The 26,181-nt window shown below is 49.8% G+C and carries 28 protein-coding genes; 19 read left to right on the top strand and 9 right to left on the bottom strand.

The window, feature by feature from the left end; genetic code table 11:
• The first annotated feature begins 62 nt into the window (after positions 1 to 62).
• Together glgA and AC506A_RS08525 are read left to right on the top strand one after the other, a co-directional pair.
• Entirely contained in the window at positions 63 to 1,529 is a 1,467-nt protein-coding gene (gene glgA / locus AC506A_RS08530; RefSeq protein WP_495460513.1) for a glycogen synthase GlgA, read from the top strand.
• On the top strand, positions 1,511 to 3,478 hold the full coding sequence (locus AC506A_RS08525) for a glycoside hydrolase family 15 protein (protein ID WP_495460512.1): 1,968 nt from the start codon (positions 1,511 to 1,513) through the stop codon (positions 3,476 to 3,478). The genes glgA and AC506A_RS08525 overlap by 19 nt, the downstream gene beginning before the upstream one ends.
• 18 nt (positions 3,479 to 3,496) lie before the next feature.
• Here the strand turns inward: AC506A_RS08525 and AC506A_RS08520 are convergent, their stop codons facing one another.
• Positions 3,497 to 4,354 (bottom strand): MerR family transcriptional regulator, encoded by an 858-nt coding sequence (locus AC506A_RS08520; RefSeq protein WP_495460511.1) that lies wholly within the window; start codon positions 4,352 to 4,354, stop codon positions 3,497 to 3,499.
• 114 nt (positions 4,355 to 4,468) lie between these two features.
• Here AC506A_RS08520 and AC506A_RS08515 point away from each other — a divergent pair, with 114 nt between their 5' ends.
• The 8 genes from AC506A_RS08515 (at position 4,469) to AC506A_RS08480 (ending at position 12,394) form a co-directional block, all read left to right on the top strand.
• Positions 4,469 to 5,479, top strand: coding sequence for an ABC transporter substrate-binding protein (locus AC506A_RS08515; protein ID WP_495460510.1), 1,011 nt, complete (start codon positions 4,469 to 4,471; stop codon positions 5,477 to 5,479).
• Between the two features lie 13 nt (positions 5,480 to 5,492).
• Positions 5,493 to 6,410: an NAD-dependent epimerase/dehydratase family protein gene (locus tag AC506A_RS08510; protein ID WP_495460509.1), complete on the top strand. Its 918-nt coding sequence runs from the start codon at positions 5,493 to 5,495 to the stop codon at positions 6,408 to 6,410.
• Between the two features lie 27 nt (positions 6,411 to 6,437).
• Complete coding sequence (locus tag AC506A_RS08505) at positions 6,438 to 7,808, top strand: aromatic ring-hydroxylating oxygenase subunit alpha (protein ID WP_495460508.1); 1,371 nt, start codon at positions 6,438 to 6,440, stop codon at positions 7,806 to 7,808.
• A 16-nt stretch (positions 7,809 to 7,824) separates the two neighbouring features.
• Positions 7,825 to 8,373, top strand: coding sequence for an aromatic-ring-hydroxylating dioxygenase subunit beta (locus AC506A_RS08500; protein WP_495460507.1), 549 nt, complete (start codon positions 7,825 to 7,827; stop codon positions 8,371 to 8,373).
• A gap of 14 nt (positions 8,374 to 8,387) precedes the next feature.
• Positions 8,388 to 8,660 carry a hypothetical protein gene (locus AC506A_RS08495; protein ID WP_495460506.1) on the top strand — a complete coding sequence of 91 codons (273 nt, stop codon included), beginning with the start codon at positions 8,388 to 8,390 and terminating at the stop codon, positions 8,658 to 8,660.
• Complete coding sequence (locus AC506A_RS08490) at positions 8,654 to 9,493, top strand: MBL fold metallo-hydrolase (RefSeq protein WP_495460505.1); 840 nt, start codon at positions 8,654 to 8,656, stop codon at positions 9,491 to 9,493. The genes AC506A_RS08495 and AC506A_RS08490 overlap by 7 nt, the downstream gene beginning before the upstream one ends.
• Positions 9,494 to 9,868: 375 nt before the next feature.
• A complete protein-coding gene (gene thrS, locus AC506A_RS08485) occupies positions 9,869 to 11,788 on the top strand; it encodes a threonine--tRNA ligase (RefSeq protein ID WP_495460504.1) in 1,920 nt (639 codons plus the stop codon).
• A 153-nt stretch (positions 11,789 to 11,941) separates the two neighbouring features.
• The gene (locus AC506A_RS08480) at positions 11,942 to 12,394 is read left to right on the top strand and encodes a GyrI-like domain-containing protein (protein ID WP_495460503.1); all 453 of its coding nucleotides are present in this window, start codon (positions 11,942 to 11,944) and stop codon (positions 12,392 to 12,394) included.
• A 92-nt stretch (positions 12,395 to 12,486) separates the two neighbouring features.
• Here the strand turns inward: AC506A_RS08480 and AC506A_RS08475 are convergent, their stop codons facing one another.
• The 7 genes from AC506A_RS08475 to AC506A_RS08445 all read right to left on the bottom strand — a co-directional run bounded on the left by AC506A_RS08475 (position 12,487) and on the right by AC506A_RS08445 (position 16,179).
• Positions 12,487 to 13,338: a methyltransferase domain-containing protein gene (locus tag AC506A_RS08475; protein WP_495460502.1), complete on the bottom strand. Its 852-nt coding sequence runs from the start codon at positions 13,336 to 13,338 to the stop codon at positions 12,487 to 12,489.
• A gap of 551 nt (positions 13,339 to 13,889) precedes the next feature.
• A complete protein-coding gene (locus AC506A_RS08470; protein WP_495461002.1) occupies positions 13,890 to 14,015 on the bottom strand; it encodes a YjcZ family sporulation protein in 126 nt (41 codons plus the stop codon).
• Between the two features lie 190 nt (positions 14,016 to 14,205).
• Complete coding sequence (locus tag AC506A_RS08465) at positions 14,206 to 14,676, bottom strand: spore germination protein GerPE (protein WP_495460501.1); 471 nt, start codon at positions 14,674 to 14,676, stop codon at positions 14,206 to 14,208.
• Positions 14,673 to 14,927 (bottom strand): spore germination protein GerPD, encoded by a 255-nt coding sequence (locus AC506A_RS08460; RefSeq protein WP_495460500.1) that lies wholly within the window; start codon positions 14,925 to 14,927, stop codon positions 14,673 to 14,675. Before AC506A_RS08460 ends, AC506A_RS08465 begins: the two co-directional genes overlap by 4 nt.
• A 17-nt stretch (positions 14,928 to 14,944) precedes the next feature.
• Positions 14,945 to 15,706, bottom strand: a complete 762-nt coding sequence (gerPC, locus tag AC506A_RS08455) for a spore germination protein GerPC (RefSeq protein WP_495460499.1) — start codon at positions 15,704 to 15,706, stop codon at positions 14,945 to 14,947.
• A 21-nt stretch (positions 15,707 to 15,727) separates the two neighbouring features.
• The gene (locus AC506A_RS08450; RefSeq protein ID WP_091215337.1) at positions 15,728 to 15,943 is read right to left on the bottom strand and encodes a spore germination protein GerPB; all 216 of its coding nucleotides are present in this window, start codon (positions 15,941 to 15,943) and stop codon (positions 15,728 to 15,730) included.
• Positions 15,943 to 16,179 carry a spore germination protein gene (locus tag AC506A_RS08445; RefSeq protein ID WP_090978156.1) on the bottom strand — a complete coding sequence of 79 codons (237 nt, stop codon included), beginning with the start codon at positions 16,177 to 16,179 and terminating at the stop codon, positions 15,943 to 15,945. Before AC506A_RS08445 ends, AC506A_RS08450 begins: the two co-directional genes overlap by 1 nt.
• Positions 16,180 to 16,371: 192 nt before the next feature.
• Between AC506A_RS08445 and AC506A_RS08440 the strand changes: the two genes are divergently transcribed.
• From AC506A_RS08440 to gnd, 4 genes are all read left to right on the top strand, one after another.
• Positions 16,372 to 16,803 (top strand): hypothetical protein, encoded by a 432-nt coding sequence (locus AC506A_RS08440; RefSeq protein WP_495460498.1) that lies wholly within the window; start codon positions 16,372 to 16,374, stop codon positions 16,801 to 16,803.
• Positions 16,804 to 16,923: 120 nt separating this feature from the next.
• Positions 16,924 to 17,124: a hypothetical protein gene (locus AC506A_RS08435; RefSeq protein WP_495460497.1), complete on the top strand. Its 201-nt coding sequence runs from the start codon at positions 16,924 to 16,926 to the stop codon at positions 17,122 to 17,124.
• 230 nt (positions 17,125 to 17,354) lie between these two features.
• Positions 17,355 to 17,951 carry a YkzI domain-containing protein gene (locus tag AC506A_RS08430; RefSeq protein ID WP_495460496.1) on the top strand — a complete coding sequence of 199 codons (597 nt, stop codon included), beginning with the start codon at positions 17,355 to 17,357 and terminating at the stop codon, positions 17,949 to 17,951.
• 225 nt (positions 17,952 to 18,176) lie between these two features.
• On the top strand, positions 18,177 to 19,589 hold the full coding sequence (gene gnd / locus AC506A_RS08425; RefSeq protein ID WP_495460495.1) for an NADP-dependent phosphogluconate dehydrogenase: 1,413 nt from the start codon (positions 18,177 to 18,179) through the stop codon (positions 19,587 to 19,589).
• Here the strand turns inward: gnd and AC506A_RS08420 are convergent.
• Positions 19,570 to 19,872 carry a hypothetical protein gene (locus tag AC506A_RS08420; RefSeq protein ID WP_495460494.1) on the bottom strand — a complete coding sequence of 101 codons (303 nt, stop codon included), beginning with the start codon at positions 19,870 to 19,872 and terminating at the stop codon, positions 19,570 to 19,572. The two genes, gnd and AC506A_RS08420, sit on opposite strands and share 20 nt — an antisense overlap.
• 150 nt (positions 19,873 to 20,022) lie before the next feature.
• Here AC506A_RS08420 and AC506A_RS08415 point away from each other — a divergent pair, with 150 nt between their 5' ends.
• The 5 genes from AC506A_RS08415 (at position 20,023) to ptsP (ending at position 26,141) form a co-directional block, all read left to right on the top strand.
• Positions 20,023 to 20,550, top strand: a complete 528-nt coding sequence (locus AC506A_RS08415) for a shikimate kinase (protein ID WP_495460493.1) — start codon at positions 20,023 to 20,025, stop codon at positions 20,548 to 20,550.
• A 29-nt stretch (positions 20,551 to 20,579) separates the two neighbouring features.
• A complete protein-coding gene (aroA, locus tag AC506A_RS08410; protein WP_495460492.1) occupies positions 20,580 to 21,872 on the top strand; it encodes a 3-phosphoshikimate 1-carboxyvinyltransferase in 1,293 nt (430 codons plus the stop codon).
• Between the two features lie 54 nt (positions 21,873 to 21,926).
• Entirely contained in the window at positions 21,927 to 22,364 is a 438-nt protein-coding gene (locus AC506A_RS08405) for a CoA-binding protein (protein ID WP_495460491.1), read from the top strand.
• Between the two features lie 133 nt (positions 22,365 to 22,497).
• Entirely contained in the window at positions 22,498 to 24,381 is a 1,884-nt protein-coding gene (locus tag AC506A_RS08400) for a glucose PTS transporter subunit IIA (protein ID WP_495460490.1), read from the top strand.
• Positions 24,378 to 26,141, top strand: coding sequence for a phosphoenolpyruvate--protein phosphotransferase (gene ptsP, locus AC506A_RS08395; RefSeq protein WP_495460489.1), 1,764 nt, complete (start codon positions 24,378 to 24,380; stop codon positions 26,139 to 26,141). The genes AC506A_RS08400 and ptsP overlap by 4 nt, the downstream gene beginning before the upstream one ends.
• Positions 26,142 to 26,181 lie beyond the last annotated feature (40 nt).

Raw genomic sequence — 26,181 nt, 5'->3', positions numbered from 1 at the left:
AAGAAGAACTGTTCGATTGCGAATCTAGAGAGATAGAAGTTGAGTAGAGGTGAAACCATACGATGAATGTTTTATTCGCTGCTTCTGAGGCGGTGCCGCTCGTTAAGACGGGCGGCCTCGCTGATGTGGCCGGCGCATTGCCGAAAGCACTGCGTTCTAAAGTCGGCGCGGATGTACGCGTCATTCTGCCCAAGTACGATACGATTCCGGCTGCTATGGCGGAACAGTTCGAGACCATTGCTACTTTCAACGTGCGGCTGGGCTGGAGAGACCTGTACTGCGGCCTGCTCAAGGCCGAGATTGACGGCATTGTCTACTATTTGATTGATAACGAGTTTTATTTCAAGCGCGGTGTTCTTTACGGATATGGCGATGATGCGGAGCGTTTCGTATTTTTCTGCTTTGCTGTGATGGAGTCGCTCTATCACATGGATTTCCGGCCTGATATTATTCATTGCCATGATTGGCAAACCGGACTTATTCCGTTCCTGCTCAAAACCAGATACAAACACGACCCGGCATGCCGAGACATCGCTTCTGTGTACACGATTCATAATTTAAGATATCAAGGGGTATTCGGCCGAGAGCTGCTGAAGGATCTGCTTGGTTCCGGCGATGAATTGTTTGGCTCGGAAGGCATTGATTTCTACGGTGCAGGCAACTGCATGATGGGTGGTCTGCGGTATGCGGACAAGCTGACGACAGTGAGCCCTACCTACGCGGAGGAAATCAAGACGGAAGCGTATGGGGAGAAGCTTGAAGGGCTGCTGCGTTACCGTTCGGAAGATTTGGTCGGTATCGTGAATGGTATCGACACGGTGCTGTTCGATCCGATGAATGATCCTGCCGTGGACGTTCCCTATCGAGGATCATTGCCTCGCAAAAGGAAGAATAAGCTTGCACTGCAGCGTGAGCTGGGGCTGACGGAATCGGAGTCGACGCCGCTAATCGGCATCGTTTCCAGGCTGGTCGATCAGAAGGGGTTTGATTTGATTGAAGCGGTGCTGGAGCAAATCTTGAAGGAAGATGTACAGTTGGTCGTGCTAGGTTCCGGTGATTGGAACTTCGAGCAAATGTTCCGCCGTGCAGAGCTGAAGAAGCCTGGTCAGGTTACGACTTGGTTTGGGTTTAACGACGGTCTGGCTCGCAGAATCTATGCCGGCAGTGATATGTACTTGATGCCTTCGCAGTTCGAGCCTTGTGGACTTAGCCAGCTTCTGGCTCTGCGTTACCGGTCTGTTCCGATCGTCCGTGAGACTGGCGGTTTGAAGGACACCGTTCAGGCTTATAACGAGTTTACAGGCGAAGGAAACGGATTTAGCTTTACAAACTATAACGCGCATGATCTCCTCTTTACGATTCGCAGAGCACTCGAGTTCTATCGGGATGAAGAAGTGTGGCAGCGAATCGTGGCCAATGGCGCCAAAGAAGATATCAGCTGGACGCGTTCAGCGAAAGCCTATATGTCGTTGTATAGTGCAATTGCGCCTAATCGAAAGGAGAGTCATCCATGGCCCGTCATCTCGTAATTGGCAATGGTAAAATACTGATTAATTTGGACCGAAACAACTACATCCGAGACATTTACTATCCTTTCGTCGGTCAACTGAATCATGTGGGCGGCCAATATTGTCGATTTGGGATATGGGCAGGGGGACAGTTTTCCTGGCTGGAAGATCCGGAATGGAAGTTTGAGCTGTCTTACGTCGAGGATTCACTTGTAACCAATGTCATCGCGCGTAACGAACGACTTGCTGTGGAGCTGCATATGAATGACGGCATTCATCAGCGGGAATGCATCTACATCAAACGCGTCGTCGTGCGAAATCTAGGTTCGGATCCGCGTGAATTCCGTTTGTTCTTTCATCATGACCTCATGATTGACGGTTCGGAGGTAGGAGACACGGCGGCCTATTATCCGGAGAACCATACGCTTTACCACTACAAACGGTCTTCGTATTTCATGTTCAACGGCTTCTCGGACGAAGGCGGCATCATGCAATATACGACGGGGATCAAACGATTCCAATCCGCAGAAGGAACCTGGCGGGATGCTGAGGACGGAACGCTGATGGGCAACTCCATCGCGCAAGGATCTGTTGACAGTACGATCAGCTTCCGTACGGTTGTGCCTGCTGGCGGGGAGAAGACGGTCTATTATTGGATGTCGATCGGCAAGAATTTGGAAGAGGTCAAATCGCTTAATCAGTACGTGCAGGAGAGCCATCCGGAGAAATTGCTGAGCCGAATTGTGATCTATTGGAAGCACTGGCTCCATCGCGCAGAGAATAATCTGGGTGATCTGAATGAAGAAGCGGCGAACATGTTCCGATTAAGCTTGCTGCTCGTTCGGACGCAAACCGATGAGCGGGGAGCAATTGTAGCAGCGAACGATACGGATATTCTGCAATACAATCGCGACCACTACAGTTATATGTGGCCGCGTGACGGAGCATTGATTGCCGATGCGATGTCTGCTGCAGGTTTCCAAAGCGTAATCGCGCCGTTCTTCCAATTCTGTGCGCAGACGCTGTCACCGGACGGGTATTTGTTTCACAAATACAATCCCGACGGAACGGTAGGCTCCAGCTGGCATCCGTATATCGTGCAGGGCAGCAGGCGCTTGCCGATTCAAGAGGACGAAACAGCGTTAGTGCTGTTCGCACTTTGGAGGGATTATACGCGGCATCAAGTCATCGAGCTGCCGCAGTCGCTCTATAACAACCTGATTCGCAAAGGCGCAGCCTTCTTGAGTCAGTATATGGAGCACAGCTTATCGCTTCCGAAGCCTAGCTATGATCTGTGGGAAGAACGTTACGGCATATGGACCTATACCGTTGCCTCTGTGTACGGCGGATTAATGGCGGCAGCATTCTTCACAGAGCTGTTTGGGGATTACGAACGCAGCGATCATCTTCGCAATACGGCGCAATCCATCAAGCACGGAATGCTTACTCATCTCTGGGATGAAGAGTCAGGCAGATTCGCGCGCGGTTTAATTCAGAAGGATAACCGCTGGGTGAAGGATATGACCTTGGAGAGCAGCTTGTTCGGCATCTGGGAATTCGGTGTGCTGCCTGTTGAGGATGAACGCGTCATTAAGACAATGAATGCGATTCGTGATGGGCTGACCATCCGAACACATGTCGGTGGCGTTGCGCGTTACACGAACGACTATTACTTCCAGCAATCCGGGGATATTGAGAATGTGCCGGGTAATCCATGGATCATCTGTACACTGTGGATTGCGAACTTCGAGATTGAATCGGCGAAGCAGTTAAGCGATCTGGTCCGTCCTCGCGAAACGATCAATTGGGTAGTCGAACACGCACTATCAAGCGGTGTGCTGCCAGAGCAATTGCATCCGCTTGACGGCAGTCCGCTTTCCGTAGCGCCTCTCACATGGTCTCATGCGACTTATGTGCAGTCGGTGACGCGGTACGCAGAGAAATATGCTGAGCTTTCCGCTAAAGAATAGAACGAATGAAAACAGCAGCTATTGCGGCTCATGCGCCGCGATAGCTGCTGTTTTCTTCTGGATAGGGACTTGAATCTCAAACATAACCTCGCTCGGATTATCGGTAATCGTAATGTCCACCTGCATAATTTGCAGCGCATCCCCTGTTATCTCATATCCATCCTCTTCAAGCTTGCGGCACAATGTGTCGAGACTTTCACTGCGATTCCACAACTCCCCATAGTAGCGGATACAGGCAAACGAACCGGCTGGAATTGTAATCAGATTCCCCTTCGGAACAGTAGTAGCACGCTTAGCCACAACGAAGATCGTAGACGGCGACTCGAATTGACGAGCCTCCAAGTCTTCCTGTGATAACAAGACGCCTAGCCTGTTGCTAGCCAGTATCGGAGCCGTCTCCGTAAGCCTGTTTTCCAGCCCCAGCACGCCATAACACAGCTCCAGGTTGCTGTTAATCTTCTGATGCAGCGTGAATAATTTCCGACGCTCCAGCTGACGTATAGTGACGGCAGGGCTGCCAACCTCGGCAATAACCTCTCGTAGAAAAGCCAGCTTATCGCGGATATTCTCCTCGAGTGCTGTCATTTCTTGTAGTTTAAGGACGAGCTCTTCGTGTTTGGCTGCCAAAAGGTCCGTTGAATTCTTAATATTGCGCTCATTGAAATATTGCTTTACTTCGTTCGTGTTCATCCCAAGCTGTCGCAGCTCTTTAATCGTACCCAGAACCTCATATTGAAAAATCGAATAGTACCTGTAGCCGGTATGAGGATCGACTTGCTGAGGCTTAAACAGATCGATTCTGTCGTAATGACGAAGCGTTTCGGCAGAAATCCCGCGCAGCTGCGCCATTTCGCTAATCGACAGCCGTTCTTTCATAGGTAAATCACCTCACTTCACTACTCATGTTATAAAATATAACATTGCGATTGACTTTTGTGTAGCACAAAGGTTTACAATCGCTTTAAGTTAATCGAGTGGAGGGAACGAACCATGAAAAAGCGTGTATTATCCATCATCACAACATGCATAATGGCAGGTTTGCTGCTGAGCAGCTGCGCAAGCAACAATGGCGGTGGCACGGAGAAATCCAGTGATCCGCTCAAAATCGGCCTGAATCCGTTCCCGACCTATTTTCTCTGGTATGTGGCGCAGGAGAAAGGGTTCTTCGAGAAACACGGCGTTGATGTGGAGCTCGAATGGTTCCCTAGCTATAGCGACGGCTTATCGGCGCTGAATTCCGGCAATGTAGACGCCAACAGCCAAACACTCAGTGACACGCTGCCGCCGGTGGGCAAAGGCATTAAGCTGCAAATTCCGATGATTATCGATTACTCCGACGGCGCTGATGGATTTGTCGTCGACCCCTCGATCAAAAGCTTCGAAGATTTGAAAGGCATGCGAATTGCGACTGAACTTGGTACGGTGGATCAATTCTTCATGCTGACGGTCCTCAAGCAACATGGATTATCGGAGAAGGATATTAACTACTTCAACATGGCAATTGCCGATGCAGGCTCATCCTTCCTTGCAGGCAAAATCGACGCCGCTGTCATCTGGGAGCCATTCCTGAGTGAAACGCTGAGCTCCGGCAAGGGGAAGCTGCTTTTCTCCTCGAAGGAGACGCCGGGACTGCTCATGGACACCATCGCTTTCCGCGAAAGTATTATCAAGGATCGTCCAGAAGATGTGAAGAATGTGATGGCTGCTTGGTTCGATGCCGTAAGTTTCTTGAAGGACAGTCCAGACGAAGCGATCGCCATTATGGCGAAACACGCGGAGATTACGCCGGAGGAATTCAAGATCTCCCTTGAAGGTGTGAAAGTATACGATCTGAACGACAACGTGGAATCGCAGAAAGAAGAAGAGGCGTACACATCCGTAAAGTATAACGGCGAACAGGTCGGTGCTTTTCTGAAGGAACTGAAATTTATCGATGAGCTTCCGGATATGAGCAAGCTGTACAATCCGTCATTTATCAATCAACTGGCAGACGAGAAATAGGGAGGAATAGCAAATGAATATTCTAGTAACCGGCGGTATGGGTTTCTTAGGTTCAAATTTGGTTCCGATGCTGAGAGAGCGCGGCTACCGCGTCGTAAGCTACGATCGCAGAGTGAAGGATAACGGGGGAGATGAATCCCTCACCTATATACAAGGTGATTTGCTTGATTTGCCTCTTATTCTGGAGACTATTCGCACCTATAAGATCGACCGAATTATTCATACGGCTGCAATCTCCCATCCGGTCACAGCCATTGATATCCCGTACCAGACAGTCATGACCAATGCAGTTGGCACGACGAATATGTTCGAAGCAGCTAGGCTGTCCGGTATCAAACGAGTGGTCAATCTGAGTTCCGAGTACGCTTACGGCAACAATGCTGAGCTGGGTACGGTGACGGAGGATGTACCGCTCCATCCGAGCGGGGTGTACGGTGCTACGAAAGTATTTACGGAGAAGCTGGCTTATGGTTATCGCAATTTGTACGGCTTGGAGATTCCTTCGCTGCGACCGGGCTGGCTCTATGGGCCGGGACAGTTTATGCAGTGCTACATGAAGGATCTGATCGTGAATGCGATCAAAGGAGTGCCGACATACCTGAAGGAAGGACGCGACTACGGCTTTCAGTATGTACATGTGAAGGACGTGGCACAAGCCTGCATTTGTGCGATGGAAGCAGAGGATATGAAGAGCTATGTATACAGCATTACTGCTGGTTACAAAACAACGTTCGGTGAGCTCATCGCATTCGTGCAGGAGCTATACCCGGACGCCGTGATTGAAGTCGGGGATGGCCGCTTCTCTGAGCTGGACCATTACGGCACCTTCGATATTACGAAAGCGCGTGAAGAAATCGGCTACGAGCCTTCGCGGCCATTCTATGAAAGCGTGCGTGAATACGCGAACTGGCTTACGTTCAATCCCTACTAATCCATTAGAAGAGCGAGGTGCGAGACGATGAAAACAGAGACAAAAGGTGCGCCGGCATACAGCCATGCCAAATCGCTGCTCCGCGAGATGAGAGAGAGCTTGAAAGAAGGTATTATCCCCGTAGGCATCTTCAATGACCGCGAGCTGTATGAGCTTGAAATGGAGAAGATTTTTACGAAAAAATGGATTTATGTCGGCCACGAATCGGAAATTCCATCCGCAGGCGATTATGTGCTCCGCTATATTGGCGAAGATCCGTTCATCGTGAACCGTGATGAGTCCGGAGAGATCCGAGTCATGCTGGATGCCTGCGTCCATCGCGGCGTTCGGGTATGCCGGGCGGAGAAAGGAAATGCCTCGCATTTTCGCTGTCCCTATCATGGATTCATTTACAAAAACAACGGGAATCTGATCGGAATGCCTGCCCAGAAGCATGCGTACAATGGGTTGAACAAGAAGGATTGGGGCTTGCTTACGGCGCGGTGCGATACGATTCATGGGTTGATTTTCGCCTGTTTGGATAAGGAGACACCGCCGCTTGAGGAGTACCTGGCAGACAGCAAGTACTACCTGGATCTGCTGTTTGGTTTGCAGGATGAAGGGCTCGAGGTTATCGGTGAGCCTCAGCGCTGGATTGTGAACGCCAATTGGAAAGTTGCGGCGGAGAACTTCAGCGGTGATGCGTATCATCTGATATTCCTGCACCACTCGGCCTATGAAGTGGGGTCCTCGCCATTCTCCATGCTGGCCAATATGAACGGCGAGCAAATTCTTGCCGGCAACGGGCATTGCGTCGACATTTCGCTGGATAAAACCGAACAGGTCATCGAAATGCCGTACTGGAATTTTCCGCAGGAAATCGTTGATACCTTCCGGCTGGATCGACTGGAGCCGAAAGGACTCGAGATCGTTCGGGACTCCAAGGAAATGCTTGGCAATATTTTTCCGAACAGCTCGTTTCTGCTTATGACCGTCACGCCGGAGCGGGATTTGCCACCGGTGCCGTTCATCAGCATGCGCCAGTGGCGACCGAAAGGTCCGGATCAAATCGAAATTTGGAACTGGTTCCTGATGTTCAAGAATACGCCGCAGGAATTCAAGGAAGCTTCCTATCGCGCTGGTTCAGCGACGTTCAGCTTGGCGGGGATATTCGAGATGGATGATTCGATGACATGGGAGACGATTACGCAGACGGCAGGCAATCGGTTTGCGAAGAACAACTTGAAGTTGAATTTTCAAATGGGCATGAAAGGGATGGGAACAGCAAAACGAGACGAAGAATGGCCGCTCCCGGGCATTGCCTACTATCCGCGATATGGTGAAGGCAATCAGCGCTATTTCTATGAATCCTATGTAAATACGATGCTGGATGATGAAGATGAACCTAGCGGCGTTTGAGAGGAGCGGGACTGTTATGGGGAATGAAACGCTAATTGTTGAACAAGGAACAGAGCAGCTGCTGCAGGAGGGGCAGCGTTTTCTGATCCATGAGGCTGAGCTGCTGGACAACGGAAACTATACGGAATGGATGGCACTGCTGACGAGTGATATCCGCTATCAAATCCCGATCAGGTTGACTCGTGAGCGTCATGCACCGAGCCCGTTCAGCGATCAGGCCTTTCATATGAATGAGAATCTGGCATCCATCCAGATGCGGGTGGAGCGGACGTTCTCTGACTATAACTGGGCGGAGGATCCTCCGTCTCGAACGAGACATTTTCTGACGAATTTCCGAATAGCCGATGTTCGAGCGAGCAGTGAAGGTGCTGTGGAAATCGTCATCGTCAGCAATCTGCTGCTGTTTCGCAGCCGCTTTGACAGCCCGGCCTACGATTTGGTGTCAGGTGAACGTGAAGATACGATCCGGGAATGCGGCGACGCTGGCGTCTGGAAGCTGGCGAAACGGTTTGTCCGACTGGATCATACGACGATGGGAATCAGTAGCTTAGGTATTTTCTTATAGAAGGGGGCGGCAGGATGTCGGTAGAACAAGAGATTCGGATTGCCAATGAGTTTGCCAGCGTGACAGTTCGGAAGATTAGAACGCGCAACGGAGAGCGGCTGGAGATCATATCCAATGGGCTCGGCCTGCAAGTAAGCCTTGATCCACTGTCCCTTGAGAGTTTGACGTGGCAGCATGCGGAGATGTATTCTTCTCTGCTTCAGACACCACTTGAACCGTATCCGTTTGGCTCCGAAGTTCCAATTCCCGCGAAATGTGATTGTAAGGAGGAGAGTGAGCAATGCTAACCTATCAATCGAAAGGCATTTCTGTATTTCAAAGCGAACTCTATCAGACCAACTGCTTTGTCATCGAGACAAAGGATCTTGTCCTGATTGTAGATCCGAATTATTTGCCTTCGGAACTTGCTGTGATTCGAAAGCATGTCGATGCTGTCAAAGGTGAACGGCCGCTTTATCTGTTCTTTACACACTCAGATTTTGACCATATCGTCGGTTATGGTTCATTCACAGATTGCAGCGTTATTGCGGGAACGGCATTCGCTAATCACCCGGACAAAGTGGAGCGGGTTTCGGTTGTGGAGCGGCTGGATGATGAATTCTATATTAGCCGGCCATACAACATCTTATTTCCGCGTGTGGACCATGTCATCGAGCAAGATGGCGAGCAACTGGTCATTGGCGAAACGGTACTGACCTTCCGAACCGCATATGGACATAACGGAGATGGATTGATGTGCCTAGTGGAGCCTTGCCGGATGCTCATTACCGGTGATTATGTATCGGACATTGAATTCCCCTTCGTGTTTGACACCTTCGCGACATACCGGAGCACACTGGAGAAAATCACAGCGTATGCATGGTCGGTTCCCAATCTTCTATTGCTCCCTAGTCATGGCAGTGTGACGTCAGATCAAGATGAAATGATGCATCGTGCCGAAGCCTCGGAGGATTATCTGAGGCTGTGCGAAGAGCAGCATGATCTTGGCGTGTTATCGAGCGTGTTCGAAGCATTTATGAATCTGCAAGACTATCGGTACAAAATCGGATTCCGAAAGCGGCATGAAGCGAATATGGTACTGCTTGCGAACGAACGTAAATTACTGCATAACTTGCAATAATCTGAATATTGGGCATATTCCTCTTGAACTTTGTGCCGAAGGACTCTATAATATGGAACACAGCAACATACCAGGCGAAGACCAAAGACATGATTCCCATACGTCAGGCTGCACAGAGAGAGGGGCGATTGCTGCAAGCTCCTTCTGCCTTGAGATGTGAGTTACCCCTTTGCAGCCGTAACATTGAACCCGTCCGACTCTGTGTCGCGGTTGTAAATGGCACCGATTTATCCCCGTTACCGGATGCTAAGAAGGACCCCGCGACTGATCGTGATCGGCTGGGTCGAATTAGGGTGGAACCACGAGTCTGAACGCACTCGTCCCTTGGGACATGTGCGTTTTTTTGCGTTCAATTACAAGATCGGAGGAAGACTCGTGGAAAATGGGATTAAGGTGAAGCTGCAAAATGGTGGTGTAAGAAGTTTTGATGCAGGCGTATCGGTAGCTGATGTGGCAAAGGCAATCAGCTCCGCGCTTGCGAAGAATGCGGTGGCAGGCAAAGTGAACGGTAGAGTGGTCGATCTCAGTTATCCGCTTCAAGCGGATTGTGAGGTAGAGATGATTACGCTCGATAGTGATGCAGGGTTGGCGGTTCTTCGTCACAGTACAGCACATTTGATGGCGCAGGCGATTAAGAGGATATACGGCGATGAGGCCGTGCAATTAGGCGTAGGCCCTGTTATTGAAGACGGATTTTATTACGACATCGATATCGAGCAGCCGCTGACACCTGCTAACCTGCTCACAATTGAGAAAGAGATGGAGCGCATCGCCCAGCAGAACCTGCCGATTATACGGCGAGTGGTTAATCGAGAGGATGCACTTGCCTTTTTTGAAGCGCAGGGAGAGTCCTTGAAAGTGGAATTGATTCGCGATTTACCGGACTCGGCGGAGATTTCCATCTATGATCAAGGGGAGTTCTCGGATTTATGCCGTGGACCTCATCTGCCATCCACTGGCCGGATAAAGGCATTTAAGCTGTTGTCTGTCGCAGGAGCTTATTGGCGGGGGAATGCCGAGAATGCGGTGCTTCAGCGAGTATACGGTACAGCGTTTCCGAAGAAGTCGCAGCTGGAAGAGCATCTGAGTATGCTTGAGGAAGCGAAGAAACGGGATCATCGCAAGCTCGGCAAGGAGCTCGGACTGTTCATGTTCTCGGAAGAAGCGCCTGGAATGCCGTTCTATCTGCCTAAAGGAATGACAATTCGCAGCGAGCTTGAGCAGTTCTCGCGAGAGCTGCAGCGGGAGCGCGATTACGACGAAGTGCGGACACCTCTTATGCTGAACCAGCGGCTGTGGGAGCAATCCGGACATTGGGACCATTACAAAGATAATATGTATTTCACTAAGGTGGATGAGACTGACTTTGCGCTCAAACCGATGAATTGTCCGGGTCATATGTTAATTTACAAAAACAGCCTGCATTCCTACCGGGAACTGCCGATCCGGATCGCTGAATTCGGCCAAGTGCATCGTCATGAGTATTCCGGTGCGCTGAACGGAATGATGCGAGTGCGGACATTCTGCCAGGATGATGCCCATCTCTTCGTGAGACCGGATCAAATTGAAGATGAGATTGGCCGCGTCATCTCGCTCATCGACGACATTTACGCAGTGTTTGGTTTCGAGTATCGGATAGAGCTCTCCACTCGGCCGGAGGATTCGATGGGGGAGCCGGAGTTATGGGATCAAGCGGAAGCTGCGCTTGCGCAGGTACTGAACAATCGCGGGATTGCCTATCGCGTAAATGCAGGTGATGGCGCGTTCTACGGACCAAAAATTGATTTCCATATTCTCGATGCGCTGAAGAGAAGCTGGCAGTGCGCGACAATTCAGCTTGATTTTCAAATGCCGGAGAAATTCGAGTTGTCGTACATCGGGGAGGATGGGCAGAAGCATCGACCGATCGTTATCCACAGAGCCGTCTATGGTTCGATTGACCGGTTCATCGGCATCTTGACAGAGCATTATGCCGGGGCTTTCCCGCTATGGCTGGCGCCGGTTCAGGTGAAGGTTATACCTGTCTCAGGTGTTGATCTGGATTATGCGTATGAACTAAAAAAAGTGCTTGAACGATCCGCTGTCCGAGTCGAAGTCGATATTCGCAGTGAGAAGCTTGGCTATAAGATTCGCGAGGCACAGCTGGAGAAAGTGCCGTATATGCTGGTGATCGGTGAAGCGGAGCGCCATTCTGACATGGTTGCAGTGAGGCAGCGAGGACAAGGGGATATCGGTTCAATGCGTATCGATGCCATCATCGAACGGCTGAGCGAAGAGATCGCTTCGAAGAAGTAGTTTGAGGGGAAGCGAATGCAGACAGGACCTAGGTGTGCGTGAAAGGACATATGGTAAATTTAGCTTGACGGTGGGGTAGCGGGAGGCTAGTCTATTGCTGAACACCAAAGATTGGAAAGTCTCGGCTTATCTCGTGGATGGGGGAACGATGCTGTGAATTCAATTGATGATGTACAGGAGATTACGCTTCCCGAGCGGCATTATGTAGGGATGGCGATCACGTCCGTTTTTGCCGATCATGATCCGAAGCGGGTCGAGCAGCTAAAGAAGTCATTTATCGCCCGCAGATTCGAAATCAAACAGCTTGTGGACGCCGGAATTTACGTTTGTCCTTCGTTCGTCTGCGATCAGCTGTTTACGTATTTGTTCTGCATGGAGGTTCATTCGCTGCCTGCGATACCGGAAGGCATGATCGGGTTCACGATTCCATCACAGCGTTATGTAACGGTTCGGGTGCAAGACGGTGACCCGTATGAGTTGCTTCATGCCTATCTGAAGGCGAAAGCTCTTAACAATAATAAATGCGGTATGTCTCTTGAAATCTATAACGTGCATAAGCCGCATTGGCCTTCCGAGGTGGATGTCTATATTCCTTTGCTGGACTGATGTGGAAGTAATATACAAAAGCCGGCCTTCGCGTGAAGGTCGGCTTTTGTATGTGGTTTACTTTCTGCCCGGACGAGCTTGCGCAACGAAATCTACTTCACTGTACGTTTGGCTAACGATTTTTTAGTGCTGGTGCCCCGTTTCTTATTCCCGCCGGTTTTACTCATTCCACGTTCTGTTTTATTCGTTTTACTAGGCAAAACGGAAGGCTTCTGGATTATTATAGGCGATTGATCGCGTTTATGGTTGGGCAGCATGGCCGACATGTGGTCTGTATAAAATAAGGGTTGCGATCTATCTTCGACTACGCGTGTAAACCGCTGATCTTGCACGTATTCCGGCTCTTCGAGCTGTTCGATTTCGCTTACGATGCGCAATTCTTCATTAGATACGGGCTGTTTAACAACTAACAGATGGTACATAATTTGATAGGCTACATTGAATTGAGACTGCCTCAGAAGTGACAATTCAATAGGGTCATAGGTTTGAAAAGCTGGAAAGTAAAAAAACTCCATGCGAAGTACCCTATAATCTATTGGCGATTCCTTGCCTTCTACCAACGTCCAAGTTTCGTTTTTCGACAACATAATCTCTTCATGATCGATGATGCTATCAAGGCAGCGGGTCCAGTACCGAGGCGAATGTTCGTTGAATAGCTGCTTGTATTGCGGATTGACTAAATGAGAACTCACTTGCGCATACGGAGCAACGATACAGACGATTGCTTTATGCCGGCAAACGCGATATAACTCTAGCAATATGCCTTGAAGATTTTCCATATATTCAAGACAATGCGAAGCCATCACCAAATCTACCGAGGCATCTTCCAATGGAAGCTTTTGGGTGCCATCCCACTCCAATTCTTTATACGAATGCGAAACTCTATCATCATTCGCTTTATTGTCTTGGAATTTGAGAGTTGTACGGCCAAGGTGAAGTCTCATCTCGTTTCCTCTTTCCCTGAATCCTTTTATTCTATTATGGTATTCCGCATGGAAACTTCATGTCTATGTATTCGTCCTCCTCTGGCGGCCTATCTTTGTTCGCTAGACTTAGTAGATTTGCAGTATGCATTATTTATTGACAGAGCCTCAGTTCTGGGGCTTTGTCTGTTGACGGGCCAAAAGAAATGAGAAGGTTATCGCATATCATACAACAAGATCGCCTAAACCTGCCTGACGCCCGTACGGTTCGTTAGATATTCGCGGCATGCAAAATGAGGAGTGTGAGATGAGGTTTGCGTTTGGCAACATCCAGGTTAGGATTTTCGACTGGATATCAATTACTCTTCATCCACGATGACACGTACGGAGGCGACCACTTCCAGTGTCGGTCCATTGATTGAGATGGCGGTCTGAGGCTGTCGTTACAGATGCAGGTGCTTGCTGCAGCGGCGTCTGGTCTGAGAAGGCGAAGGAGTGACTGCAGCGCTGTGAAAGCAAAAACCGGCCCTGCCCGAAGGCAAGACCGGTTTTTGTTTATTGGGAGATCGAGATCATAAAAAGCCGCCGCGAAGAACGATAACGAGCAAAATATAAAGTACAAGAATTACGCCTGCACTAGTCCAAAGCACGCCTGGTCCGCCACCGCAACCTACTCCTGCGCCGCCTACACCTTGCATATATCCCACTGTACATACCTCCTGAGTGGTTGATTTGTGATGTTTCATATCACATTTGTAATATATGCCTTTGAGACGGAATCGATTGGACGTTTGTACGGGGTACGTTTGTAATTACGCATTCGCCCAGAAGGGACTGCAGTGGAAATGCGGGGTAATGTGCCTTGCGGTACAGCAGCCTACAATAGCCTCAACACGGAGGCGCAGCAAAGGGTTTGCGGCCAGGCATCTCACGGGCATATTGGCGGATATGTTTGACCCTTGATTCACCGCGCACTTTCAGGCCGTTCCCGATTAGTACCGTCGCCGCACTGCTGACGGCTATTACTTCGATACAACCAACACTGATGGTGGGCACAAGGTTGGTTGTCCGAATGAATGCTGGTACGTCATCGGACGCAGTTCCAAGCGGGTCCCAGGTCGGCGTTTTGCGATCGAATATGGAATAAGACTCAAAATAAACTTTACCTGATTGCTCATGATCAGCGGCGCGCTGTACGGCTAATGCGCGAAGAGAAGCGTTCACTTCTGCGCGATCACCGATTTGCACTACGGAAGCACCGCCTACGCTCGTTAAGTACAATCCGCCAACCTCGGATACACGCACTGGGTAGTCCGATATTACTCCACTGTCAGCCGGAAGCGGGGCACGGCTTCTCATAACCCCATCTCCTCCAGCTTCTCGATGGTTTCTTTCTTGAACACATCGGCTTCTCCTTCTGCGCGGCTTGCACCTTGCGGTTCATCAAGCGGTGCAAGCGGGCCAACGATAACCGATTCCGGAGGCGTATCGAACATGGAGATGAGCGTAATCTCTTCGGTATCGCCGATTTGAAGCATCGCTGCGCTCGCTACCCCGGTTATTTGAATACTGCCGACAGCAAGCACGTGGTTCACTACATTCATCTGCATAGTAAGGCGGCTCCTTCTCACGAATTTTGCAATCGGGCCAAGTAACTGCGAAGCGCAGCGTGGATGTCGCGCGTCGTCTTCCCGATGATGGTCTCTTGAATTTGTGCATCGCTGAGCGTGTGACCTCCTTCAGAGGAGGAACCGTCACCTTTTCCCTCACGATCCGCGGCTTGAATATAGAACTGAATTCTGGCACTCATTTGCTTGCGAATATCTTCAATGATGAGCCTGCGGTGATAAGGGTCGAGCGAAAGGCCGAGCTCTGCTTCAAGCTCACTGAGCTGCTGCGGAGCATTCTGATCTAAGTAGCGATCAATAACTAAGCGGATTTCCGGATAGGGAGAATCGGGTAATACCCCTCCGGGTCCAGCATTGCTAGGATGCGCTGGGAATACATTGGGCTTGAGATTGTTCACAGTCGGATTGTCGTTATTCGGTTTAGGTCCGGGATCGTTGACGACTACCGTGCTGTTGCCGTTTGGCATGACAATTTGGCCGATTTCTTTGATTTGCTCCTCGTTAGGCGGCGTCAGACCAATGTTCAGCGTGCCATCGAGCTTCTCGACCTTCAATTGGTCAAAATGATACTGAATCGTGTCAATATGATAGCTTGGCTTGGACTCTGCAGCATCCAAACGGACATTCAGCGCCTCGAGCTGCTTGCTAAGCCGGTTGATCACAGCCTGCTGCTCATCGAGCTGACATTGCAGCCTATGAAAATGCTGGTTAAACGCCGTCCATAGTTGCCAAGGAGTAGGCGGTGTGTTTGCCGGTTGCATACGCTCGGAGGCACCTCCTTGTTAATTCGGATTTGGCAGCGGAACGAAGTTCAGCGGATTCTCCGTGCTAAGCTCTTCGTTAAGCATAGGTGCCGGTTCTTTAAAGCCCCCTGAATTGTACATCTGCGAGAGGGAGGAAATCGCTCCAGCCGTCCCAACTTGCAGGACGGAGGAGTTTGCTACGCTGTCTACACGAAGCTGGTGGATCGTAATGGTTTGATGAACCGTAAGCTGCATTAGATGTTCACTCCGTTAGCAACTTCATTATTCGTATTGTCTTGGACATCCGGATCACTTGTATTCGTCGAACTGACAGCATTGTTTGAGTTGGTCAAACCGCCAGTGAGGAATGAGCCTGATCCCGCATACGTTTTGGATGAGCTGGACGGAGAGATCTGAACGGAATCACCGAATTGAACGACAGCACTGGAGCCGACACTGATTACTTTGACGAAGCCTACTATAGCGGGCATGATGTCTCACTCTCCCTAAACTGTTTTCAGCGAGCAGTTATTACATCGTATGCGGCAAATGCCTAGGTGTGACTTTGCGGCGCATACGTCATTAGCCTGCTGGTGGCTGGAAATCGCGATTCGGCAGTAGCGCCTATAAAGCTGCCCGCATAAACTAAATGCTATAACGCCATTAGGCGGAGGTGTGTTTGCATGTCAACGAAATCGAAGTGGGAAGAATTAGAGGATTGGATGGAGGGGCAGCAGCTGCCTAAAGGCTTCGACATCTTCCGTCAGTCCGATTGGATCGAGAACTACGTTCGCGGCATGATGAACAAAGCACTGCCGGCAGCAACCTCGGCACTGAATCCTACTTCATCTAATATTGTAGAAACCAAGAGATATGTCATCATTACGTATCCGCTCGGCGAATCTGCTGACCTTTCGGCTGTCCGCCTGGTCGTGAAGGAGGATCGCGTGAAGCTAAGCGGTATGGCCGGCAAGAATGATGAAAGCATTAAACTGCCGAAGCTGGTGCTGCCAAAGACATGCCATGCCGTCTATGATGGCGCGGCACTCAAGATCAAGCTCCGTAAGCGTCCATCCAGCAAACGCACGCATACTGCAACGATTCAAGGGTTGTAAAGCAGCCCTTTTCCAATAGAAATGTCACGAATTTGTTTGAACTTCCTATGTTCCCCTGCTGGCTATACGTCACAGGCTTGGCTATAATGCAAATAAAGACTTGCATAGGGAGTGTTATTCGTGACTCTGGTTGACGTTAGTGCTATATCTGCAGCCTTGTTTATTACAGGCGCGGTGTTTATTATGCTGATATTTGGATTGCTGAGTTTTGGCATCGTGAAGATGTTCGAGCAGCGTATTCGCGCCGGTGTGTACAGCTTCGCTGGAGCGGCTGTCAGTGCCATTTCGTTCGGAATTATTCTGAAACAATGGTTTGTCTGATCTAGAAATAGGTGGAATAATTGTACAAAGCGGGCTGTCACAGCGACTTAGTTACTAAGTCTGGGGCAGCTTTTTTGCGCGAAAAAGTTTGTTTGTCCAATTGGGCTCGAAAAGGCGAAAAATAGTCAATAATCCAAGTTGCCAGAACATAAGATGGAGTATAAGATAATCATATGAGAGAATATTCAGAACATTTCGTCAATGAAGCCAAACGGAGGGAGGGATTGCCGATGAACAAAAGTTATGAAGTTGAATACTGCAATTTGGAGCTGCGTTTCGACAGGCGGCAAATCCAAAATCTCATTCGGGATTTGATCCAGGAGGGATATTCGCTTTATTGGAGCGAAACGGACGTTTATTTTCTCATCTCAGTACGCAGCGGGCGCAAGCTTGTGAAGCTCCGGTTTCAACGTGTCCGCAACCGTTACAAAATTGTCGGTGATTATCTGATTAAAGATGAGAAGCTGTCGGATTTATTGGAGAAACTGATTAACGATTCCCGCGGTCATGCAGTTGTCAAACGGTTCAAAGACAGGCAAATCGTCATTGAGAGCATTATGTTTGGTGAAATCATCCGACTTGTGGAGGTGTCCGGCATGGAACATCGCATCATCTATCAGAAGAAACCTTTTGTTACGGTAGAGGAAGTCATTCAGGCGTTTCAGTCGAAAAGGGCTGAGGAGCGAGCGTCAGTGCTACGGTATGAGCTTGATTATGAGCTTTCGGTCCTCCATGAAGCGATTACGGAAGAGCGAGACGCAGACATCACGCAGTCGAAGGAAAGACTGCAATCCCTTAGAACTGAGATGATACAGCTTGAGCTTTGAAATAACCGAGATTAAAGATAGAAAATAAACCTCCGGGATGCTTGCAAACCGGGGGTTTATTTTGTTTGTGCGGCAAGATATGGGGGGAATCGACATTTTTCTGGAGAAGAAGGTTTTCATTCCTGTTCAAAAGGAGTAAAATATGTGTATTGTATTCGCAAGCGAAGGTTCATGCTTCGCCGTACTGTGTCATTACTATAACAGAGAAAAGGTGTGGAGAATCAAATGTCTAAGCAGCAAATCGGCGTTATCGGTCTTGCCGTTATGGGTAAGAACCTTGCACTTAATATTGAGAGCAGAGGATTTACGGTATCGGTCTATAACCGTTCCCGTGAGAAAACAGACGATCTCTTGAATGAATCGGCTGGCAAAAACCTTGTCGGTACATATACTGTCGAGGAGTTTGTAGCATCGCTTGAAGTACCTCGCAAAATTCTTATCATGGTCCAAGCTGGCGCAGGTACAGATGCAACGATTGATGCACTAGTTCCGCTTCTAGATCAAGGCGATATTATTATTGATGGCGGCAACGCTTATTTCCCAGATACACAGCGCCGCAGCAAAGCACTTGAAGCACGCGGTCTTCGTTTCATCGGCACAGGCGTTTCCGGCGGTGAAGAAGGCGCACTGAAAGGACCGTCCATCATGCCTGGCGGTCAAGAGTCTGCTTATAAACTTGTTGAGCCCATTCTTACAGCGATTTCCGCGAAAGTCGGCGGCGACGCTTGCTGCACATACATCGGACCAGACGGTGCCGGCCACTACGTGAAAATGGTGCATAACGGTATCGAGTATGGCGATATGCAATTGATCTGCGAAGCGTATGACTTGCTCAAACGCGTTCTGGGCGTAAGCACAGAAGAATTGCAATCGATCTTCACCGAGTGGAACAAAGGTGAGCTTGACAGCTACCTAATCGAAATTACAGCTGATATTTTCTCCAAATACGATCCGGAAACCAAACAGCCGATGGTTGATGTTATCCTTGACTCCGCTGGCCAGAAGGGTACTGGTAAATGGACAAGCCAAAGCGCGCTTGATCTTGGCGTGCCGCTTTCCATCATTACAGAATCCGTCTTCTCCCGTTTCTTGTCTGCCCTTAAAGACGAGCGCGTCGCAGCAAGCAAATTGCTGAAAGGACCACAATCGGCTCCTTACCAAGGTGACAAGGCTGCTTTCATAGAAGCAGTTCGCAAAGCATTGTTCGCAAGTAAAATTTGCTCATATGCGCAAGGCTTCGCACAAATGCGCGCAGCTAGCGACGAGTATGGCTGGAACCTGCGTTACGGCGATATCGCGATGATTTTCCGCGGCGGCTGCATCATCCGTGCCGGCTTCCTGCAGAACATCAAAGATGCGTATGACAAAAACCCAGGTTTGACTAACCTGCTTCTTGACGGCCACTTCCAAGAAATCGTGGAATCGTACCAAGGTGCATGGCGTGAAGTAATCGCAACTGCGGTAACGCAAGGTATTCCGGTACCGGCATTCTCCAGTGCACTGTCGTACTACGACAGCTATCGCACAGAGCGTTTGCCTGCGAACCTGCTGCAAGCGCAGCGCGACTACTTCGGCGCACACACGTTCAAGCGTGTGGACAAAGAAGGTTCATTCCACTTTAATTGGATTCAATCGTAAGACCCGATATAACATCCTGCAGGCAGCTTCGTAGTCGGTCGGACTCTTGGCCGCAGCCGCTGCGTTGCTGCTTGAGCAGGAACAACGAAGCTTCTGCAAAGCTTTGAAATTTTTTTAATAAGAGTGGCTGAGGGAGACTGAGTAATTCAGGTGCTTCGTCAGCCATTTTCTTTTTCATATACTCTAAGGTCCATAGCACATCTTCACGGGAAAGCGGATAATCCGGATTGAAGATCCTGTCCACACGGTACTGGACGGAGAAGGGCTCGGGGATTGGAGCCATATCGAGGTCACTCCTTCATGGATTTGTGGGCATCGGTACTATCAACTCTACGGAAGAAACCAATTTTTTATACCCGTTAATCAGTAATAATGATATAATCACGGGAAAATGTTTTTTTGTTAACGTAAAGGTTGGGATGGTGTTTTTTCGATGCATAAGGAAAAGTCGCTTCATCATGTCGTACTCATCGGATTTATGGGAACCGGTAAGTCCACGGTCAGCAAACAATTAGCAGCCCATCTGAAATGCGGTACTGCCGATATTGATGCCGAAATTGTGCGGCGTGAAGGCCAGGCGATTGCGGACATTTTCGCAGCTCGCGGTGAGGTGGACTTCAGGCTTGCGGAGACAGCTGCTCTGGCAGATGTACTTGAAAGATCGGAGCCTCTTGTGATCGCAACAGGCGGCGGAGCCGTCTTATCGGAGCGAAACCGTACCATGATGCTTCAAGATAGCTTTGTAGTCGCTTTATCCGCCCATCCGGAACAAATTATTGCCCGCGTCAGCGAAGATACTGCGCGTCCGCTGTTGCAAGGCGATCTGCGCGAACGCGTATTTAAACTGCTCGAAGATCGGAAACATGCGTATGACTTTGCACATTTGACGATCGATACGACGAATCTCAGCGTACATCAGGTTGTAGAGCAAATTGAGCACGGCATCAAGATGCGTTTCTAACACTTACATATAAAGGAGACCGACTAAAGATGGATGTACTCGTAACCCCGACACCGAAGCTGCAAGGCGAGCTTCAAGCGCTATCTTCCAAGAACTACACGACGCGTTACCTGCTTGTTGCCGCTCTGGCAGAAGGCACCAGCACGATTTATTACCCTGCACATAGTGAGGACAGCGATGCGATGCGCCGTTGTATTCGCGATCTTGGCGCAGTTATTGAAGAAGATGACGAGAAAATTACGATTACAGGCTTTGGTCGCAATCCCAAGGACGTTAAAGAGCTTGATGTAGGCAATGCAGGAGCTGTGCTTCGATTCCTTATGGCGATTGCTGCGCTTGCGCCTGATGTTACGTTCATCAACCGGTACCCGGATTCACTCGGCAAACGTCCCCATGATGATCTTATCGACGCTCTTGGCCAAATCGGAGTGGATGTTCAACATAATAATGGCAGATTGCCAATCACGATTCGCGGTGGCGCTGCCAAAGGCGGCAAGATTCAAGTTTCCGGCAATGTGAGCTCGCAGTTCTTGAGTGCATTGCTGTTCTTGACGCCGCTGCTTGAGGAAGACAGCGAGATCGAAGTGCTGCATGACCTTAAATCCAAGGTTGTCGTGGGACAAACCCTTGAAGTTCTTGCACAAGCAGGCATCGTGATTGAAGCAAGCGACGACCTCATGCACTATCGCATCGCAGGCGGTCAACGTTATGAAGCGAAGAAATACATCGTACAAGGCGACTATCCCGGTTCTGCCGCTGTACTTGCCGCTGCTGCGGTTACGCAATCCGATGTCATCTTGCATCGTTTGGAAGAGAACAGCAAGCAAGGCGAACGCGCGATCGTGGATGTGCTGCGTATGATGGAAGTACCGCTTACACACGAGAATGGTATCGTTCATGTGAAAGGGAACGGCAAGCTGAAGGCCGTTGAGTTCGATGGCGATAAAGCGACAGATGCCGTACTTGCCATGGTTGCTGCTGCGGTATTCGCAGAGGGAACATCTCGTTTCTATGATGTCGAGAATCTGCGCTACAAAGAGTGCGACCGCATCACGGATTACTTGAATGAGCTGCGCAAAGCAGGCGCAAACGTGGAAGAGCGTCAGAGCGAAATTATCGTTCACGGTCGTCCGGAAGGCGTCGAAGGCGGCGTAGAAATCAACGCGCATTACGATCATCGGGTTATTATGGCTCTTACAGTCGTTGGTCTTCGTGCCAAACAGCCGCTTCGCATCCGTGACGCCCATCATGTGGCGAAGTCCTACCCGATCTTCTTCGATCATTTGAAGGCACTCGGCGCGAATGTCGAATGGATTGAGTAGGAAATTGGCAGTCTAAGGTAAGAAAAAACGAATGTTAGAAGGGAAGGTATTCACATGGCCTTTACTAATCCTTCAAGAGATGAAATTAAAGGGATTCTCGAAGCAAGCTCAATTATCGCGGTAGTCGGTTTATCCGACAAACCGGACCGTACCTCTTATATGGTTTCGGAAGCGATGCAAGCGAAAGGATACCGAATCATTCCCGTTAATCCTGCAGGGGCGGATACGATTCTCGGCGAGAAGAATTACCCTTCGCTAAAGGATATTCCGTTTCCGGTTGACGTCGTCAACGTCTTCCGTCGCAGCGAGCATACGCCTCCAGTCGCAGAAGAAGCGGTGGCGATCGGGGCGAAGACCTTATGGCTGCAGCTCGGCATCGCGAACGATGAAGCGGCGCAAATCGCGGAGAGCGGTGGTTTGCAGGTCATTATGGACCGCTGCATCAAGGTAGAAGACTCCATCTTGCTGCCGCAAGGGAAGTCCAAAGGATAATTTTTCGGCTCATAATAGAAGAAGCGGCGGACCACTGGGTCTGCCGTTTTATTTTGACAAAGACGGTTGCAACCCTTACGATCAGGAGTAGAGGTTTTTCGGAAAATGTCACATTCAAGAGAGGGGGGAACCTATGAACATAATGGGGCAACTGCAGCAGCTTGGCCGTTCGTTCATGCTTCCGACGATCGTGCTGCCCGGCGCAGCCATATTCCTAAGTTTGAGCGCTTTGCCATGGGAGGCAATGGGACTTCCCAGCATCCATACTCATCTGCAAACCGCAGGGGATACGCTGTTTACGTTTCTGCCCTATTTATTTGCATTTGGCATCGCAATGGGGATGACGAGCAATGCAGGCGCGGCAGGTTTGGCGGCCATTGCAGGCATGTTTATTTATACAAGTATCATTAATGCGAGTCATTATGAGCTGGAACCAACCGTGTTTACAGGTGTAATAATCGGGATTGTGACCAGTATATTTAATGAACGATTCAAGTCCATTAAATTTCCGGAATACATACAGTTCTTTGGCGGGCCGCGGTTTATTCCGCTCATTGTGAGTGTGTTCTCAACCATATGGGCCATCGTCATGGTGCAGCTCGCACCTTATATTCATAGCGCTTTAATCGAGATTGGCGAAATTATTGATTCCGGCGGCGGCTTCGGCGTGTTCCTGTTTGGCTTCGTGCTTCGCATTCTGGTTGTGTTCGGGCTGCATCATTTGGTCAGCCACGTCTTCTGGTTTCAAGTCGGGGGCTACAGCACCCCTGAGGGTACCGTTGTTTTCGGGGATTTGCCCCGTTTCTTCGCCGGTGATCCTACGGCTGGGGGATTTATGGCCGGTTTATATCCGACGATGATGTTTGCTTTGCCAGCCATCGCATTTGCTATTATTCATGAAGCGCGTGAGGATTTGAAACCGAAAATCCGCAAAACGTTTACCACTGCGGCGCTTGCTTCATTTCTAACCGGTGTGACTGAGCCGATTGAGTTTGCGTTTTTGTTTGTAGCACCCTATCTATTCGTCGTCCATGCGCTTCTCTCAGGTGCGATGATGTGGTTTACATACGAGCTTGGCATCAGGCATGGCTTCTCATTCTCAGCAGGAGCGATCGACTTCCTCATTAATGAGCATCTAGCAACCAGGGGCTGGCTGCTCATCCCAATCGGAATTTTGTTCGGCTTACTCTACTATTTCTTATTTCGATGGGCGATTCAGCGCTTTCAAATTCCAACCCCTGGGCGGGAAGAAGGATCACAGCTTGACGAGTGGGCAGGGGATATCCCTTATCGTGCACCGCTCATCCTGCAAGCCATCGGCGGAAAAGAAAATATCGTTCAAATGGAAGCTTGCATCACCCGTCTTCGGTTGAAGGTATCCAGCGATAAGCTGATCGACATCAATGCACTCAAACATTTAGGTGCAGCAGGTGTCATCCGACTTGGCGGAGGCAATGTCCAGATCGTATTCGGTACCTATTCCGAACTGATACGGGAGGAAATGGACAAAGCGATACGAAGGGATATATCTAGGGTTCTGTTTTGTTCCCCCGTTCAGGGACGTATGCTGCCGCTCTCCGATGTGCCGGACCCGATTTTTGCTGGGAAGCTTGTTGGTGACGGCGTTGCGTTCATGCCGGATAAAGGGGAACTCGTCTCTCCGGTTCAAGGGAAAGTCATTCATGTGTATCCTTCCATGCATGCCATTGGCATTCGCACACCGGAAGGGCTTGAGGTGCTGCTGCACATTGGCATCGATACCTCCCAGATGAAAGGACATGGCTTCCATGCTGTCGTCCAAGAAGGAGATCAAGTGAAACCGGGTCAATTGCTCATTACCTTTGATATGCAGAAAATACGCAAAGAGAGCAAGTCGCTCGCAACACCGATGGTGATTACGAACTCCGATTTGGTCAGTTCTTGGAGCTTTGCTCCGTTTAAAGGGGTTAAAAAGGGTCAGGCTTCCGTCATGTCAGTTGTGCTAAAAGAGAGAAGCGGTGGAGGGGAAACAGCGTGATTCAAGGAATAGGAGCATCATCCGGCATTGCAATCGGCAAAGCGTTTGTACTGCCGAACTGGGAATGGGATTTGCCGGAGCAGAAAATCGATGTCGCCGATCTGGCGCGCGAGTTTGATCGATTATATGAGGGCATTCGCACCTCGAAGGTCGAAATCGAGCATTTGAAGGATGAGCTTCGCGAGGTTGTCGGACCTGAGGAAACGAGCATATTCGATGCCCATCTGGCGATATTGGATGATCCGGTCTTTATGAACGAGATCCAAGGCATCATTCAGCGTCAATATAAAGCAGCGGAAGTGGCAGTGAAAGAGGCCATTGACCATTTTGTAACGATGTTCGATCTATTGGATGACGAGTATATGAAAGAACGCGCGCTGGATATCAAGGACGTAGGGAACCGACTGCTCAAGCATCTGCTTGGCGCACCGGAAATTACACTTCCTTCCGATACGCAGCCTTTCCTGCTCATCGCCAGAGAACTCTCACCGTCGCAGCTGGCCCATTTGAACCCTAATCACGTGCTTGGCATTGCAACGCTGGCAGGAAGCACGACCTCGCATTCCTCTATTATGGCAAGGGCGCTTGGTGTTCCGCTTGTAGTGGGCATTGAATCCAAGCTTGAAGAGACGATCCAAACAGGCGATTTGCTCATTATCGATGGAGACCTCGGCGTTGTTCATATGCATCCCGAGGAATCGCTTGTCGATCATTATACAGGCATGCAGCTTCGTCAACGAGAGAAGAAGCAGCAGCTCAAACGGATTGTCAGCGTAAAGCCGGTCACACAGGACGGGAAGGAATTCGAGCTCAGTGCCAATATCAGCTCTTTGAAGGAGCTGGATGTCGCATTAAGCAGTGGAACGAATGGCGTAGGGCTGTTTCGGACGGAGTTTCTCTATATGGACCGCAACCGACTTCCGAGGGAAGAAGAGCAGTACGACGTATATCGCTCGGTAGCCGAGAAGCTGGATCATAAGCCGCTAATTATTCGTACGCTGGATATCGGCGGCGACAAGCAGCTTGATTATTTCGAACTGCCTGAAGAGAGTAATCCGTTTCTGGGCTACCGGGCCATTCGGATCTGTCTCGACAAGAAGGATCTGTTCAAAACCCAATTAAGAGCGATCCTGCGGGCAAGTCATTATGGAAACGTGAAGATCATGTATCCGCTTATCTCATCGGTTGAAGAGGTGAGAGCAGCAAATGACTTACTGGAAGAGTGCAAGACGGAATTACAAGCGGAAGGGATCGGCTTTAATGAAAATATCGAAGTCGGTATTATGATCGAACTTCCCGCTGCCGTGCTCATCGCAGATATTCTCGCAGAAGAAGTCGACTTCTTCAGCATCGGCACTAACGATTTGGTGCAGTTTACGCTGGCAGTCGATCGGATGAATGAACAAATTTCACATCTCTACGAGCCTTTTCACCCGGCAGTGCTGCGAATGCTGAAGCTAACGATCGAAGCGGCCAAGCGAAGCGGCATCCACGTAGGTGTCTGCGGCGAAATGGCCGGCGACCTGCATGCGCTGCCGATCTGGATCGCGCTTGACGTCGACGAGCTGAGCATGTCCGCACATGCGATACTGCCTGTTAAAGAGCGACTGCTCACCTTGAAACAACAGGAATGCCGTGAATTGTTCGATGAACTGCTCCGCTGCAGAACGAGCGCTCAAATTCACGAGCTGCTGGCCGTTACTCAGGATGCGCCTATCGCAGCTGCTCGTGAACGGTCAACCGTGACGAAGCTGGTTTAATCTCGAACGTAGAGAAGGGCGGCAACCCATGGGTTGCCGC

The organism is Paenibacillus sp. N22P23, assembly GCF_059383735.1.
Note: the sequence above shows the minus strand (reverse complement) of the source record. Positions and strands in the feature narration are given on the sequence as shown.